The organism is Halorubrum sp. SD612, from assembly GCF_002135005.1.
Genome location: NZ_NEWI01000074.1, coordinates 1 through 15737, shown reverse-complemented (window position 1 = coordinate 15737; position 15737 = coordinate 1). Strand labels below are relative to the sequence as shown.

General features: G+C 72.8%; 16 protein-coding genes. 10 read left to right on the top strand and 6 right to left on the bottom strand.

Annotation, left to right across the window (positions count from 1 at the left end; translation table 11 throughout):
* Positions 1-746, top strand: a 746-nt coding sequence (locus B9G38_RS09830) for a GTP-binding protein (RefSeq protein ID WP_143415406.1), incomplete at its 5' end; no start/stop codon positions are given.
* Positions 747-761: 15 nt separating this feature from the next.
* On the opposite strand, the gene B9G38_RS09825 is transcribed toward B9G38_RS09830, so the two are convergent.
* On the bottom strand, positions 762-1001 hold the full coding sequence (locus B9G38_RS09825; protein WP_086220256.1) for a hypothetical protein: 240 nt from the start codon (positions 999-1001) through the stop codon (positions 762-764).
* Positions 1002-1150: 149 nt separating this feature from the next.
* Entirely contained in the window at positions 1151-1477 is a 327-nt protein-coding gene (locus B9G38_RS09820) for a hypothetical protein (protein WP_086220255.1), read from the bottom strand.
* A 58-nt stretch (positions 1478-1535) separates the two neighbouring features.
* Here B9G38_RS09820 and B9G38_RS09815 point away from each other — a divergent pair, with 58 nt between their 5' ends.
* The 5 genes from B9G38_RS09815 to B9G38_RS09795 all read left to right on the top strand — a co-directional run bounded on the left by B9G38_RS09815 (position 1536) and on the right by B9G38_RS09795 (position 6161).
* On the top strand, positions 1536-1781 hold the full coding sequence (locus tag B9G38_RS09815) for a hypothetical protein (RefSeq protein WP_086220254.1): 246 nt from the start codon (positions 1536-1538) through the stop codon (positions 1779-1781).
* Between the two features lie 123 nt (positions 1782-1904).
* Entirely contained in the window at positions 1905-2582 is a 678-nt protein-coding gene (gene upp, locus B9G38_RS09810; RefSeq protein WP_086220253.1) for a uracil phosphoribosyltransferase, read from the top strand.
* A gap of 83 nt (positions 2583-2665) precedes the next feature.
* The gene (locus B9G38_RS09805; protein ID WP_006114682.1) at positions 2666-2881 is read left to right on the top strand and encodes a hypothetical protein; all 216 of its coding nucleotides are present in this window, start codon (positions 2666-2668) and stop codon (positions 2879-2881) included.
* A gap of 79 nt (positions 2882-2960) precedes the next feature.
* On the top strand, positions 2961-4244 hold the full coding sequence (gene thrC, locus B9G38_RS09800) for a threonine synthase (protein WP_086220252.1): 1284 nt from the start codon (positions 2961-2963) through the stop codon (positions 4242-4244).
* Between the two features lie 150 nt (positions 4245-4394).
* Positions 4395-6161, top strand: coding sequence for a histidine kinase N-terminal 7TM domain-containing protein (locus tag B9G38_RS09795; protein WP_086220251.1), 1767 nt, complete (start codon positions 4395-4397; stop codon positions 6159-6161).
* Positions 6162-6232: 71 nt separating this feature from the next.
* Here the strand turns inward: B9G38_RS09795 and serA are convergent, their stop codons facing one another.
* Complete coding sequence (gene serA / locus B9G38_RS09790) at positions 6233-7837, bottom strand: phosphoglycerate dehydrogenase (protein ID WP_086220250.1); 1605 nt, start codon at positions 7835-7837, stop codon at positions 6233-6235.
* 171 nt (positions 7838-8008) lie between these two features.
* Between serA and B9G38_RS09785 the strand changes: the two genes are divergently transcribed.
* Together B9G38_RS09785 and B9G38_RS09780 are read left to right on the top strand one after the other, a co-directional pair.
* Entirely contained in the window at positions 8009-9325 is a 1317-nt protein-coding gene (locus B9G38_RS09785; protein ID WP_049932014.1) for a hemolysin family protein, read from the top strand.
* An 87-nt stretch (positions 9326-9412) separates the two neighbouring features.
* A complete protein-coding gene (locus tag B9G38_RS09780) occupies positions 9413-10243 on the top strand; it encodes a hypothetical protein (protein ID WP_086216894.1) in 831 nt (276 codons plus the stop codon).
* 98 nt (positions 10244-10341) lie between these two features.
* On the opposite strand, the gene B9G38_RS09775 is transcribed toward B9G38_RS09780, so the two are convergent.
* Positions 10342-11742, bottom strand: coding sequence for a HEAT repeat domain-containing protein (locus B9G38_RS09775; RefSeq protein ID WP_086220249.1), 1401 nt, complete (start codon positions 11740-11742; stop codon positions 10342-10344).
* Positions 11743-11831: 89 nt separating this feature from the next.
* Positions 11832-12407, bottom strand: a complete 576-nt coding sequence (thpR, locus tag B9G38_RS09770; protein ID WP_086220248.1) for an RNA 2',3'-cyclic phosphodiesterase — start codon at positions 12405-12407, stop codon at positions 11832-11834.
* 123 nt (positions 12408-12530) lie between these two features.
* Here thpR and B9G38_RS09765 point away from each other — a divergent pair, with 123 nt between their 5' ends.
* Together B9G38_RS09765 and B9G38_RS09760 are read left to right on the top strand one after the other, a co-directional pair.
* A complete protein-coding gene (locus B9G38_RS09765) occupies positions 12531-13427 on the top strand; it encodes an alpha/beta fold hydrolase (RefSeq protein WP_086220247.1) in 897 nt (298 codons plus the stop codon).
* A gap of 210 nt (positions 13428-13637) precedes the next feature.
* A complete protein-coding gene (locus B9G38_RS09760; RefSeq protein WP_086216308.1) occupies positions 13638-14282 on the top strand; it encodes a helix-turn-helix domain-containing protein in 645 nt (214 codons plus the stop codon).
* 37 nt (positions 14283-14319) lie between these two features.
* On the opposite strand, the gene B9G38_RS09755 is transcribed toward B9G38_RS09760, so the two are convergent.
* Positions 14320-15737: excinuclease ABC subunit C (locus B9G38_RS09755; protein WP_086220246.1), on the bottom strand; the 1418-nt coding region annotated here is incomplete at its 5' end.

Below are 15737 nucleotides of genomic sequence, written 5' to 3'. Positions count from 1 at the left end.
GCGCGCTCCAGCCCGACGCGGAGACGGTCGTCACGGAGTTCTCCGCGGTCGACCCGGACCGGATCCTCGACGTCGGGCTGTTCGACGAGCGCGAGGTCGGCGACCTCCCCGGCTGGAAGCGCGCGCTGGCCGAAGCCGATTCGGGCGACGGCGACGACGCGCACGACGGCGACGGCGACCACGACGCCGACCACGCCCACAGCGACGACGCCGACCACGCCCACAGCGACGACGCCGACCACGCCCACGACCACCGTCACCCCGACGAGGTGTACGGCGTCACCTCCTTCACCTACCGTCGCCGGCGACCGTTCCACCCGGACCGGCTCGCCGCCCTGCTCCGCGACCTCCCCGACGACGTGGTCCGCTCGAAGGGGACGCTGTGGGTGGCCGGCACCGACCAGCGCCAGCAGGTCGGGCAGGCCGGTCGGTCGGTCCGCGTCGAGGCGCTCGGGCCGTGGATCGCGAGCCTCCCGTCGGTCGAGCGCGACATGCTCCGCTCGAACCGGCCGGAGTTGGCGTGGGACGACGACCACGGCGACCGCCGGACCGAGTTCGTCGTCATCGGCACGGGGATCGACGAGGCCGCGCTCGTCGACCGGCTCGACGACGCGCTCCTGACCGACGACGAGCTGGCGGCGCTCGGCGACCCGGAGGTCGGCGACGACCCGGCCGACGTCGACCCCGCCCCGTTCCCCGCCGAGCAGGGCGCGGAGGTCGCGCTGCGGGAGCCCCGATCAGGGTAACGAGAGACGTCGCGCTCAGCAGGCACACCCCGGGCCGCTCGCGCGCTCGAACCGCATCGACTCGCCGCAGTCGGGACAGACCGGGACGCCCTCGGCGTCCCGGTCGAGCCCCTCGTCGTCGAGGTCGACGTCGCGGACGCGGACGGCGCAGTCGTCGCACCAGTACGCCCCCTCCGAGCCGTCGTCGCCGGCCACCCCGGGAGCCGTCTCCGTCGAGCCCGCGAGCGCGTCGGTCACCGTGCTGATGAGTCCCATACGACAACCATCCGCACCGATCGACTTAGTCTCCGGGTGTCGTGCGATCGATTCGCACGGTCGATCCGTCGGCTCACGGGACATCGCCGCGTTCCGGTGTCGCCGCCGCGTTCCGCTCTCGCCGTCGCGCTCCGGTCTTCCCTCTCCCGTCACAGCAGCGGGAGCGTGAGCGCGACCAGCGCGACACCCAGCGCGACGGCCCCGTAGAACAACCGCTCGACGCGCGGACCCGGCGGGAGGGGACCGGCGTCGAGCGCGGGCGCGCACCGGACCAACTGTCGGTGCGCGAGCGCCGTCGCCCCAACGAACGCCGCCCCCGACAGCGCCAGCGCGGAGCGCAGCGAGAGCCCGTACGCGAGCCCGTAGATCGGCCCGAACGAGAAGACGACCGTGAACGCGAGCCCCGTCGTCACGAGGAACGGGACCGGATCGATCGGATCGCCGCGGCGGTTGCGGGGACGGGGCGCTTCGACCATGCCCCCCGTACGCCTCGGACGGACAAGAGCTAAGTGGCGCACACCCGCCAGTCGGCGTATGAGCGCCGAGGAGAGCGCCGACGAGGGGACGGACGACGACGGGCCGGGGATCCGCGAGGGGGTCGAACGCTCCTCGGGCGACCCGAAGGTGCTGCTCGCGATGAACGCCGTGCTCTCGACGTGGTTCGCCTGGGTGGTCGTCTGGGGGCTCGACTTCCTCGGCGTGGCGGCGCTCACCGCGGTCAACGTCGCGACGCTGGCGCTGATCCTCTTCGGCGTGACGTACGTGGCCGTGCTTCAGTAGCGGTCGGCGCGCCGCTGGCGCGCCCGTCTCCCGCCCGCCGCTGCCGCGCTACGCCGCTTCGCGCCGCCCGGCGAACGCTCGATTCGCCACGTTTTAAGGCCGTTCCGGCTGGGATTCCGAACAATGACGATCGAAGACCGCGACGACGCCTACCTCATCACGCACGCGCTGGCGACGGACACCCTCTCCCGGCTGCGCGACGTCGAGACGGAGCAGGTGGCGTTCCGGAAGGGGCTCGTGAAGCTCGGCCGCATCTGCGGCTACGAGATCATCGACGGCGCGATGGAGACCGAGTACGTCCCCGTCGAGACCCCCCTCGCGGAGACCACCGGCGAGCGCGTGAAGGGGCTCGACGACGTGGTGATCATCAACGTCCTCCGCGCCGCCACCCCGTTCGTCGAGGGGCTTTTAAAAGCCTTCCCGCGAGCGAAGCAGGGGGTCATCTCCGCCGGCCGCGACGAGGCGGCCGGCATGACCGCCGACGGCGAGTTCCCGATCACCATCGACTACGTGAAGCTCCCCGAAATACGGCCGGAAGACACCGTCATCGTCGCGGACCCGATGCTCGCGACGGGGTCGACGATGGTCGCCGTCCTCGACCACGTCCTCGACGAGGCCGACGACTTCGAGGACCTGTTCGTGCTCTCCGCGGTCTCCGCGCCCGCCGGCCTCGTCCGCGTGAGCGAGGCCGTCCCCGAGGCGGACCTCCTGACGGTCGCCATCGACGACCGCCTCGACGACGACGGCTTCATCGTCCCCGGCCTCGGCGACGCCGGGGACCGGGCGTTCCGGACGGTGTGAGGCCCGCGACGAGCGCGCCGCCGCCGAGACGCCCCGGACCTCGCCGACGTACTTTTAAGAGCCGGCGCCGCGACCGGTACGACATGAGCGACGCGCCGACGACCGAGCCCTGCGACGCCTGCGGCGACCCGACGACGGACGCGCTCGCGCGCACCGTCCGACTGAGCGTCGACCGGGCGAACATCGACACCCAGCGGCTCTGCCCCGACTGCTTCGCCGACTGGATCCAGCGCTACCAGGACCGCCTCGGCTCCGGCGACGACGGGGGCGACGAGAGCTCCGAGATCATCGTCGACTGAGGCCGAACGCGTTCGCGTCGGCCGGCAACGTCCGTCTCGACCGCCCGTCTTAAGCCCCGGCGGGACGGACGCCGTGGTAATGGATCTCGCCATCGACGCCCCGACCCCGGCGGCGCCAGACTGCGCCGACGACGGGACGTGGCTCGCGTGTATCGCGTGCGACGAGACGTTCGCCCCGTTCGAGGCGGTGCGCTACACCTGCGACGAGTGCGACGGCCTGCTCGAAGTCCGGTACGACGACCCCCCGACGTTCGACGAGTTCGGGTCCGGCGCGTCCTCCGACGGCCCCGACCGCGGCGTCTGGCGCTACCGCGAGGGGCTCCCGTTCGACCTCGGCGTTACCCTCCCCGAGGGCGACACGCCGCTCCACCGCGTCCCGCGCATCGAGGAGGCGGTTGGCGTCGACGCGCTTCGGATCAAACACGAGGGGATGAACCCCACCGGCTCGTTCAAGGACCGCGGGATGACCGTCGGCGTCCGCGTCGCGAAGGAGCTGGGCGTCGGCGCGCTCGCGTGCGCCTCCACCGGCAACACCTCGGCCGCGCTCGCGGCCTACGGGGGCCGCGGCGGGATGCAGACCCTCGTCCTCCTCCCGGAGGGGAAGGTCGCCGCCGGGAAGATCGCGCAGGCGAGCCTCCACGGCGCGCGCATCCTGGAGGTCGACGGCAACTTCGACGCGTGCCTCGACATCGTCCAGGAGCTGGCCGCCCGCGGCGAGGCGTACCTGCTCAATTCGCTGAACCCGTTTCGGCTGGAGGGGCAGAAGACGATCGGCTTCGAGATATTAGAGGAGTTCTACGCCGACTACGGGACGTTCCCGGACCGCATCGTCCTGCCCGTCGGCAACGCGGGCAACACCTCGGCGCTGTACAAGGGGTTCCGCGAGCTCGTCCAGTCGGGCGCGCTTGACCCCGACGAGGTCCCCAAGCTCACCGGCGTCCAGGCGGAGGGCGCCGCGCCGATGGTCGAGGCGGTCGAGGAGGGGAACGACGAGATCCGCCGCTGGGAGGAGGTCGAGACGCGGGCGACCGCGATCCGCATCGGCAACCCCGTCAACGCGCCGAAGGCGCTCCCCGGCATCCGGAACACCGGCGGCACCGCCGTTGCCGTGAGCGACCCGGAGATCACCGCCGCGCAGCGCCACCTCGCCAGCGAGGGCGTCGGCGTCGAGCCCGCCTCCGCCGCGAGCCTCGCGGGCCTCAAGAAGCTCCGGCGCGAGGGCGCCGTCGACGACGACGAGCGCGTGGTCTGCCTGACGACCGGCCACCTCCTCAAGGACCCCGACGCCGCCTACGAGGCCGGCGGCGACCCCGAGCCGGTCCCGAACGACGCCGACGCCGTCGTCGACCACCTCCACGACTGATCGCCCGACGGGGCCGGTCGGTGCGGCCGCCCACCTCCCGCTCTCGACCCGCGCCCTCGACACCCCAGAGCCGTTGGCGCTATCACCGATTGCCGAACACGTCGCCCCGACAGTTTGTATTAAGTAGTAAACACTTGAACGACAGACAAGTTGATAGACGCCCCGACGACCGCACCGCTCGCCGCGCTCGCCGCCGTCGTTGCGGTCTGTGCGACGGCGGTCGCGTTCGACTCGCGCGACGAGTCGGGCGGTCGCGCCGCGGTCGCGTTCATGGCCGCGATCGCCTGGTGGTCCGCGGGGCTGTTCGGCGAGGCTGTCGCGACGACTGAGGCCGGGAAGCTGTTCTGGCTCAACGTCCAGTACCCCGCGACCGCGGTCGTCCCGGTCGCGGCGGTCGCGTTCGTCGCGTCCTACCTCGGCTACGACGCGTGGCTCTCCCGGCGCCGCCTGCTCGCGCTGCTCGCCCCGCTCGCAGCGTTGACCCTGCTGAGCTGGACGAACGATGTCCACGGGCTGGTCCGGACCGGGACCGACCTCGTCGCGGTCGGCTCGGGGACGGTGCTCGTCCGGGAGTTCGGCCCGGTGTGGTGGGTCGGCTGGCTCTACTCGCAGGTCCTGCTCGTCGGGACGTTCGCGACGCTCGCGTACGGCGTGTACGACTCGGCGCCCGCGTTCCGCGCGTCCGCGGGGCTGCTGCTCGTCGGCTCTGCCGCGCCGTGGGGCGCGCAGTTCGTCGTGCTCGGGGGCGGCCCGGCGTTCCGGCCCGAACTCCTGTTCGTGCTCACGGGCGTCGCATTCACGATCGCGGTCCGGCGGGGGCGGACGCTGGGCGTGACGCCGGTCGCCCGGCAGGTGACCCTGGAGGCGGTCCCCGACCCGATCGTCGTCGTCGACCGAAGCGGGCGGATCGCGGACGCGAACCCGGCGGCCCGCGCGTGGCTCGGCGAGGGCGTCGCGGTCGGCGTCCCGATCGCGGACGCGCTCGCCGACGCCCCGGAGGTCCGCGCCGCGTACCGCCGCGGCGAGGCCCCTGACGAACCGCTCCGCGTCGAGGTCGCCGGCGAGCCGCGGTTCGTCTCGCTCTCTGCCGTTTCGCTTCCGACGCTCGGCAGCCGCTCGCAGGGGACGGTGTTGCTGTTTCGCGACGTGACCGACTCGGAGCGCAACCGGCGGGACCTCGAAGTGGCGAACGACCGGCTCCAGACGCTGACGCACGTGCTGGCGCACGACATCAAGAACCCGTTGACGGTCGCGGACGGGTTCACGGACCTCGCGACCGCGGGCGACGAGGCGGCGGCCGAGCGGGTCGAGAGCGCTCACGACCGGATCTTCGAGATCGTTGACGAGACGCTCGCGGCCGTCGACCACCCAGACCCAGACGCCGGTGCCGAGTCGTTCTCGTTCGCGGCCGCGGCCGAGGCGGCCTGGCGGACCGCCGAGACGGCGGGAGCGACGCTGACGGTGGCGGGCGACGAGTCGTACGCCGCGGACAGGACTGCGGTGCGGAGCGTCTTGGAGAACCTCTTCCGGAACGCGGCTGTCCACGCCGGGTCCGACGCGACCGTCGCCGCCGTCGCGCTCGACGGCGGGTTCGCGGTCATCGACGACGGCCCCGGCGTCCCGCCGGCGGAGCGCGACCGCGTGTTCGACCGGGGCTACACGACCGCGGACGAGGGGACCGGGATCGGCCTCGCGTCGGTCGCGGCGCTCGCCGAGTCGCACGGCTGGACGGTCGGCGTCGGTGCGGGTCGCGGGGCCGCAGAAGGGGAAGCCTGCCTGTCGGACACGACGGTCGGCGACGGCGCGGCGTTCGTCGTCGCCTTCGGGGATCGACCGATCGAAGCCGTCGCGTCGCCCGTCGTCGCCGACGCGGACGCGCTCGTCGCGGTCTCGGAGTCGCCCGCGGCGGAGTCGTAGCCCGTCCGGGGACGGTCCGATCTCTTCTCCGGGGCTGCGCAGTACTCGCCGTCTACTCGGCGAGTCCCGCGTTACTCGTCCGCACGCCCGTCGGCGCCGTCCAGGGTGATCTCGGTGATCTCGACGACGCGGTCGTCCGCGAGCAGCTCCTCGGTCGCGGCGTCGGGGACGGCCGAGTCGAGGTTGTAGACGGTGAGCGCCTCCCCGCCCTGCGTCTCGCGGCCGTTGAACATCCCGGCGATGTTGACGTCGTGGTCACCGAGGACGGTCCCGATGAGCCCGATGACGCCGGGCTCGTCGGTGTTTCGCGCGACGAGCATGTGGCCGTACGGGACCGCGTCGACCCGGAACCCGTCGATCCGGACGATGCGGGCGTCTTCGCCGGCGAACAGCGTTCCCTCGACCGCGATCTCGTCGTCGCCGTTGTGGACGGTGACGCGCACGAGGCTCTGGAAGTCGTCGGTCTGCCGGGTCTTCGACTCGGTCACCTCGATGCCGCGCTCCTCGGCGAGCCGCGGCGCGTTCACCGCGTTCACCTGCCACTCCAGCGGCTCGAAGACGCCCTTCAGGGCGCTCGCGGTGACGAGGTCGACGTCCTCCGCGGCGATGTCGCCCTCGTAGGTCGCCTCGACCCCGGTGATCCGACCGTCGAGCAGCTGGGCGGCGACCTTCCCGGCGGTCTCGGCCACGTCGATGTACGGCTCGATTCGCGGGAACGCGCTCTCGTCGACCGAGGGCGCGTTGAGCGCGGTGAGGACCGGCTCGTCGTCGAACGCCGCGAGGACGGCCTCGGCGGTGTCGACCGCGACGTTCTCCTGGGCCGCCTCCGTCGACGCGCCGAGGTGCGGGGTCAAGACGATCTCCTCGACGTCGAGCAGCGGCGAGTCCTCGGGGAGCGGCTCCTCGGCGAAGGAGTCGAGCGCGGCGCCGGCGAGGACGCCGTCCTCGACCGCCTCAGCGAGCGCATCCTCGTCGACGATGCCGCCGCGGGCGCAGTTGATGAGGTAGCCGCCCTCCAGCTGGGCCAGCTCGGCCTCGCCGATCATCCCCTCGGTCTCGGGGAGAAGCGGGGTGTGGATCGTCGCGAAGTCGCCCGCGGCGAGCGCGTCGTGGAGGTCCTCGACGAGCTCCGCCCCCATCCGGTCGGCGCGCTCCTCGGAGATGTACGGGTCGTAGACGACGAGGTCCATCCCGAGCGAGTCGAGGCGCTTGGCGACTTCCTGCCCGACGCGGCCGAGGCCGACGATGGTGAGCGTCTTGTTGTTCACCTCGGTACCGAGGAACTCGCCTTTCGCCCACTCGCCGCCGATCAGGCGACCGTGCGCCTGCGGGATCGAGCGCGCGACGGCGAACGTCATCGCGACGGTGTGCTCGGCGGCGGCGCGGACGTTCCCCTCGGGGGCGTTTGCGACGATGACCCCGTGGTCGGTCGCGGCCTCGATGTCGATGTTATCGACGCCGATGCCCGCCCGGCCGACGATGACGAGCTCGCTCGCGGCCTCGAAGACCGCCTCGTTCACGTCGGTTCCGGACCGCACGATCAGCGCGTTGGCGTCGGCGGCGACGTCGAGCAGCGCCTCCCCCTCCGCCTCGTAGTCGGTGACGACCTCGTGGCCGGCGTCTCGGAGTCGGTCCAACCCCGCGTCCGCGATGGGGTCGGTCACGAGTACCTTCATGTCGAAACGCACCCGCGGCGCGGGGTTAACGCTTTCCTCATCGCGCCGTTTTGCCGCCCGAACGGATCCGCGCTCGTGGGTATCGACCCCTCTGTTTCGACTGGAGAATGCGCGTTCGTGGGTATGTTCGCCGCCGGTACTCCCTTTTATATTGGGCCGCACGTTCCGCGCATGAACCTCACGATCGCGTTCGTCGGCGTCGGCGCCATCCTCGCGCTGACCGCGGTGAGCGCCTTCTTCTCCAGCTCGGAACTCGCGGTGTTCTCCGTCCCCGGCCACCGGATCGACTCGCTCGTCGCGACCGACGCTCCCGGCGCCCGGGCGCTGTCGGCGCTGCGCGACGACTCCCACCGGTTCCTCGTCACGGCCTTGGTGAGCAACAACGTCGCCAACATCGCCGCCGCGTCGGTCGCGACCGCGGTGTTCGTCCGGTTCGGCTTCTCCGGCGGCCAGGCGGCCACGGGGTCGACGCTCGTCACCTCGGTGTTCGTCATCGTCTTCGGCGAGATCGCGCCGAAGTCGTACGCCGTCGCCAACGCGGAGCGACACGCGCTCCGGGTCTCCCGGATCGTCGTCGCGGTCCAGCGCGTGCTCCGTCCCGTCCTGTACGTGTTCGAGGCGGCCTCCGGCGTCGTCAACCGCTTCACCGGCGGCGAGTCCGCCATCGAGTCGTACCTCACCCGGGAGGAGATCGCGACGCTCGTGCGCTCCGGCGAGGTCGCGGGCGCGCTCGACCCTGACGAGGGCGCGATGATCCGGGGCGTCCTCGATCTGGAGACCACCACCGTCGCCGCGGTGATGGTCCCCCGGACCGACGTGGTCGCGCTCCCCGACACGGCGACCCCGGCGGACGCGCTCTCGCGGGCCGCGAGCGAGGGAGTCACCCGGATGCCGGTGTACGGCGAGAACCGCGACGACGTGGTCGGGGTCGTCGACGTCCGCGACGCGATCCGCGCCGACGAGAGCGGTGCCGACCTCGCGAGCGCGCTCAGCGAGCCGGCGTTCGTCCCCGAGACGAAGCCGCTCGACGAGCTGTTCACGGAGATGCGCGCGAGCGAGACGCGAATGGTGATCGTCGTTGACGAGCACGGCGCGGTCGTGGGAATCGCGACGTTGGAGGACCTCTTCGAGGAGGTCGTCGGCGAGCTGGTCGGCCGCTGGGAGACGGACGCGGTCGACGTGGTCGCGCCCGACGCCGCCGTGGTCCGCGGCTGGACGACGGTCGGCCACCTCAACGAGGCGCTCGGCCTCTCGCTGCCCGCGGACGCAGGCGTCGAGACCGTCGCGGGGCTCGTCACCCGTCAGCTCGGGCGGCTCCCGAAGGAAGGTGACCGCGTCGCGGTCGGCGAGGTCACGCTCGCCGTCACCGGCGCGACCGCGACCCGGGTCACGCGCGTCCGGGTCGAACACGCCGACGAGAACGGGTTCGCGGTCGACGCGTCTGTCGGTCCCGACGGCGGTGACGCCGGCTCGCTCGGGCCCGAGTGACCGCCGCTCCTCCGACGCCGCGGTCTCCACACACATTACCCAACATACATGTGCTTCCGACGGTTCCCGAGAGACACGTCTCTGATCATGGTGAGCCGTTGGGCGTGTGGCCGGTGCGGGTTCGTCGCGTGGACGCGGGACCGCTCGGAGATGGTCGACGTGACCGGGTCCCACCTGCTCGCACACGACTCCGACGCGCTCTCTACGTCTGACTTCCGTGTAAGTTGGGACTGCCCGTACTGCGCCACGGCCAAGACCACCTACGACAGCGGCGGCGCCGTTGCCGAGTTCAAAAGGCACCTGTACGAACACGTCGCCGACCGGGTCGCTGACGGAACACACGTGGCCGAGCGGGTCAACTGGGACGGGGTCGTCCGCGTCGACGCGTCGGCCGCCGGCGACGAGGCCGACGCGCTCCGGACCCACTTCCACGCCGCCGCGGGGCTCGTGGTGGCCGTGACCCCCTCCCCGGAGCGGCTGGTCCGCGCGCTCGACGAGGCCCTCGACGCGTGGCCACGGCGGGCGGTGATCGTCAGCACCGGGGAGTACGACTTCGAGGCGACGCCCGATGTGGACTTCGAGGGCCGGAACGTCGAGATCGTCGAACTCGACCCGCGGCTCTCCCCGGCCGAGGTCGGCGAGACGGTCTCGCGGATCCTCGACGACAACCACGAACCCGGCGAGCGCGTCTCGCTGGAGGTGAGCGTTTTCCACCAGATCGTCGCCGCCTTCGACGTCGAACGGTCGGTGGCCTTCGTCCGTATGCTCGCCGCGCGCCTTGCCGACGCGGGCGGCGTCTTACAGCTGTACGTCGACGCGGACGCGGATCGTAACGTCGCCACCGTTCTGAACCTCCTCGACGAGACGATCGACCTGACGGTCGCGGTCGACGACGGGCAGTTCGTTCGGCGGCCGTGACTGCGGGAACTTGTCTCCCGTTCCCCGTCCTCGCTCACCCGTCGTAATCGCCCTTCACTCGGCGTCGCTGGGTCCAGTCACTCGGCGTCGCTGCGCTCTCACTCGTTGTAGCTCTCCGTGTAGTCCGCGGGCCAGCGGACGTAGACGTACTCCACGTCGCGGTCCGCGGCCGCCTCGACGACGGCCCGCTTGAACCGCCGCAACACCGCCCTGGCGCGCTCCCGCGCGGCGTCGGAGGCTGCCTCGTCGCCGGCGAGCGCGCGGAGGTTCCGCTTGATGTCGACCCCGAGGGCGGAGTCGGTCTCGTCGTCCGGCAGACCGTCCCCAGTCCCGCTCGTCGAGGCGATCCGGGGCAGGTACGCGGCGGCGAGATCGGCGACCAGCCGGTCGCGGTGGTCGAGCGCGTCGATCAGCCACTCGACCGCGGTCGAACGGTCCGCCGCGGTCGGGTCCGCGGATTCGAGGAGTTCGCAGTACAGCCACGCCGCGTACCGCTTGGTCTCGGTGTCGACGCGCTCCTCCGATCCCGCGGTCGCGTCGGCGGGCGCTGCCCTCCGGTCGGCTCCGGTTCGCTCCGCGGCGACTGCCCGGAACACCGCGAGCAGTCCGTCGGCCTCGAAGGGTCGCTCCGCGAGGAGCCGGTCGCGGACATCGCCCGCCGGGACGGCGTCCGCCTCGGCGATCACCGCGGCGACGGACCGCGCGGCTGCCCGGCGAACCGATGCCGAGGGGTCCCGCAGTGAGCCGAGCAACACGCCGGTCGCGTCCCGGCGACCGAGCGCTCCGAGCCGACGCACGACGGCGAGCCTGAGTCCCTCGTTGCCGCGCCGTGCCGCGCGCGCGAGCAGTTCGACCGCGTCGTCGCTCTCTATCGTGACAAGCGCGTCGACCGCGGCCCCGCGCACCAGGTCGTTCCGCGCGTTCACGAGCGGGCGAACCGCTTCGACCGCCTCCCCGCCCACCCGCGCGTACCCCCTGACGGCCCGAGCGCGGACCCGCGCGTCGCCGTCATCGAACGCCTCGCGGAGCCGGGGGGCGGCGCCCTCGTCGCCGACGGTCGACAGTCCGGTCGCCCCCAGCATCCGATACGCGGCCCGGTCGTGTCTCAGCCACCGCGAGAACGTCTCGGCAGCCCCGCTCGTCTTCCCGCTTCCGTCCTCGGCGCCGCCGCCTCGCCGGTCGGCGACCCGCCGCCCCAGTCGGTCGAGGTGGTCGTCGCCGTGGAAGTACAGCGACTCGATCGCCGCCGCGCGGACGGTCTCGTCGGGGTCGTCGAGCGCCGCCTCGAACAACCCATCCACGATCCGGCTCGCGGCGGCGCTCATCGAACTGGACGGGCTGCCGAGCGCCTCCGCCGCCTCGCGTCGCGTCGACGCGTCGAACCGCCGATCGAGCCGCGCCAACGCCGGGGGATCGTCGTCGGTCGGCCGCCCGCCGCGCCCGGTCCCGCCGCTCTCCGCCGATCCATCGGCCCCGTCCGGTCGCGGCCTGTCGTCCATCTGTGAACACCTCACTGATCCGGTAGATTAAACCTATGGCCGCGGCTATCACCGATGAGAATCCGACGCGACCGGCGCGCAGTGCCGCGTTATTCGAGTCCGAACCCCCGGACGACACCGTACTCTGGCCCGGACGCGGTAAGCGCCGACTCCACCAGCTGAATCTCGTCGACCGAGAACGTCCCGACTTCCGGATCTCCCGCGTCGAGCGCGTCTCGGACCGCCTCTGCCCCGGTCGCGCTCTCCACGGGGGCCAGCGTCACGTGCGGCGTGAACGCGTGGTCTTTGGGGTCGACGCCGAGCGCGGTCGTCTCCGCTTCGAGCGCCTCGTAGAGCGCGGCGAGGTCGTCGCCGCCGCGGCCGACGCCCGCCCAGACGACCGAGACGTACTCGCGGTTCGGAAAGACGCCGAGGCCGCGGATCTCGGCCTCGAAGGGGGAGACTGCGGCGCGGTCGACGGCGCGCTCGCCGGCGGCGGTCACGTCGTCGAGGGCGGGGTCGCCCTCGTCGTCCTCCGTGCCGATGTCGCCGAGGAACTTCAGCGTCACGTGCGCCTGTTCGGGGTCGACCGGGTTGACGCCCGACGCGTCCGCGAATGGGGCCTGTGCCTCCGCGACGGCGGGCGCGAGCGAGTCCGGGAGGTCGACGGCGAAGAACGCTCGCATCTCGGTCGCCGGATCGGCCGAGCGACGGATACCGCTTGTGGTGGTCGAACCGGCGCACCATATAAATACCACCGTATCAGTCCGGCACAACTCCCAGTAGTGACCCTCCCATACTCGCATGTGATGGCCACCACCGACTCCGCGCGACCGGACCCGCCCTCGGAGCGTCGGGCGCCGGCGCGCGAGATGTCGAGCGTCGCCCGCTCGGCGGACGGTCGCCGGATCGCCTACGCGACGTACGGGCCTCCCGACGGCGACCCGGTCGTCTTCTTCCACGGGACGCCCGGGTCCCGCCGGCTGGGCGCGCTCCTCGAACCGGCGGCGCGAGCGAACGACGTCCGCGTGATCGCGCCCGACAGACCCGGCTACGGACGCTCGCCCCCGCAGTCGGGTCGGACCGTCGGCGACGCCGCCGCGTCCGTGCGGCCCGTCCTGAACGACCTCGGAGTCGAGCGCGCGGCCCTCGTCGCGTTCTCCGGCGGCGCGCCCTACGCCCTCGGGACGGCCGCGTCGCTCGGCGACCGGGTCACCGGCGTCGACCTCGTCGCCGGCGCGACGCCGCCGTCGTTCGGCGACGACACGCCCGCGGTCCAGCGCCTCCTGTCCGGCCTCGCGGCCGCGACGCCGTCGGTCCTCGGGGCACTGCTCCGCGGTCAGGCGTGGGTCGCGTCGCGCGCGGACCCGTCGTTCGTGGTGGCCCAGTACGCCGAGGACGCTGACGCCGTCCCCGAGGACGCCGCGACCGTGGTGAAGGAGGACTTCCTCGCGGCGTTCGAGCGCCACCGGAACGGCGCGGTCACCGAGTTCCGCGACGCCGGCAGCGACTGGGGGATCGACCTCGACGCGGTCGACGCCCCGGTGCGCCTGTCGCACGGGACCGACGACGCGAACGTCCCCGTCGCCGGGGCGGAACGACTGGCCGAGGCGCTTCCGACCGCCGAACTCCGCGTCCTCGACGGCGCGGACCACCTCGGGACGCTCCTCCGGGCCGCCCCCGAGGCGCTGTCGCGTTCCCGCTGATCGCTGGCTCTCCCCCCGAGTTCGCCCCTGAAACGCCGCTGCGTCCCCGCTGATCAATCCGGCCCTGCCCGAGTCCGTCCCCGAGACGCCGTTGCGTCCCCGCTGACCGGTTCGGCCCTCCTCTCCGACCTCGTCCCGGGCCCCTCCCGCGGGCGGTCCCGAACCACGCGGATTGATGTACGGCACGCTCGAACGTTGAGCGACGGCGTCATGAAACGGATCAGGTTCTCGGCCGCCTACCCCGAGCGGCTCCGCCACCCCCTCCACGAGGCGATCGCCGCCGACTCGCCGATCCGTCGCGCGGAGCTGCTGATGTGGAGCCCGACGGCGGACGCGACGACGCTGCTCTGGTTCGACGGCGACCGCGACGCGACGGCGTCTGCCCTCGACGCGCTCGACTCGCTGGTCGCGAGCAGCCTCGTGAGCGACGCCGACGGGACCTACGCGTTCCTTCGGCAGGACGCCTACGAGTTCCCGGCGGCGCTCCTCGACACCGTCGCGGCGTCGCGGGTGATCTTCCTCCCGCCGGTCGTCTTCCGCGAGTCGGGCGACGTCCGGTTCGAGGCAGTGGGCGCGACGGCGGCGCTCAGCGAGTTCCACGACGACCTCGCGACCCTCGCCGACCTCACTATCGAGTGGGTCCACGAGTTCGAGCGCCGACGGGAACCGTCGCGGCTGACCGACCGACAGCGCGCGGCGCTGGAGACGGCGGTCTCGACGGGGTACTACGAGGTTCCGCGCGAGGGGACCGTCGCGGACGTGGCGGCCGCGCTCGGCTGCGCGACGAGCACGGCCGGCGAACTGCTCCGGAAGGCCGAGGCGGCGGTCGTCGAGCGCGCCGTCGAATCGGCGTGACGGCCGCCGCCGTCCCGGACGCCGACCCGCCGTCGGTTCACAGCCGCTCGCGGAGCGTGTCGGCGGTCGCGTCGCCCACGCCGTCGACGTCGGTGAGGTCGTCGCGGGAGGCGTCGCGGACGTTCTCGACCGAGCCGAACCGCCGGAGGAGGCGGCGGCGCGTCTCGGGGCCGACCCCCGGCACGTCGTCGAGGACCGTCCTGACCTCGTCGCGGACGGTCTGGTGGTAGGAGACGGCGAACCGGTGCGCCTCGTCGCGCACGCGCTGGAGCAGGTGGAGCTCGGGGGCGTCGTCGTCCCAGCGCCGGGTCCCGGTCGGGGTGACGACCAGCTCCTCCGCCTTCGCGAGGGCGACGACGGGCACGTCCCACCCGGTCTCCGCGAGCGCGTCGCGGGCGGCCCCGAGCTGCCCCTCGCCGCCGTCGATGAGGAGGAGGTCGGGGTCCGGGCGGTCGTCCTCGCCGGCGAGCGCGCGCTCGGCGCGCCACCGGACCAGCTCGCGCATGTTCGCGTAGTCGTCGTTGCGCTCGGTGAGCTTCTTCCGGCGGTAATCGGCCGTCTCCGCGCTCCCGTCGACGAAGCACACGTCGGAGCCGACCACGGCGGTGCCCTGCGCGTGGCTCACGTCGAACCCCTCGACGCGCTCGGGGCGGGCGATCCCGAGCCGGTCGCCGAGCGCGCCCACGGGGTCGTCGCGGCCGCCGCGCTTCCGGGCGTTCTTCAGCGCGAGTTCGACGAGCTTCGCCTCGCGGCCGGCGCCCGGGACCCGGACCGCGACCCCCTCGCGCTCCAGCCAGTCGACAACGTCGCGGTCGGCGGGTCGTTCGGCGAGGAGGACCGCGTCCGGGAACTCCCGCTCGGCGTAGTACTGCGCGAGGAACGCGCTGAGTACGGCGGCGGGGGTGTTGGCGTCGGGGTCCGCCGGGGTCGCGTCGCCGCCGGAGGCCCCCGATTTGGCCGCGTCCGCCACCGCCGCCGCGTCCAGCTGGTGGCGGCTCCGGTCGACCAGTTGCCCGCGCTCGCTGTGGAGCCGGGCCACCCGAGCCGTGTCGCCCTCGACCGCGGCCGCCAGCACGTCGACGGTGCGGTCGTCGTTCCGGTCGCTGACGGCCTCGCCCCCCTCGCCGTGGAACGCCTCGACCGCTTCGAGGCGGTCGCGGAGGTTCGCCGCGCGCTCGAACTCGTTCGCCTCGGCCGCGGCCTCCATGCGGCGTCGGAGGGGGTCGGCGAGGACGCCCGTCTCGCCCTCGAAGAAGCGCCGCGCGGCGGCCACGTCCTCGGCGTACGCCTCCGGCGATATCTCGCCGGTACACGGCGCCGAACAGATGCCCATCTCGTAGTCGAGGCAGGGGCGGTCGCGCCCCTCGTACTTGTGGTCCGAACAGCCGCGCAGCCGGTACTCGTCGCGGACCGCCTTCACCACGGTCTCGACGCGGCCCACGTCTGTGAACGGGC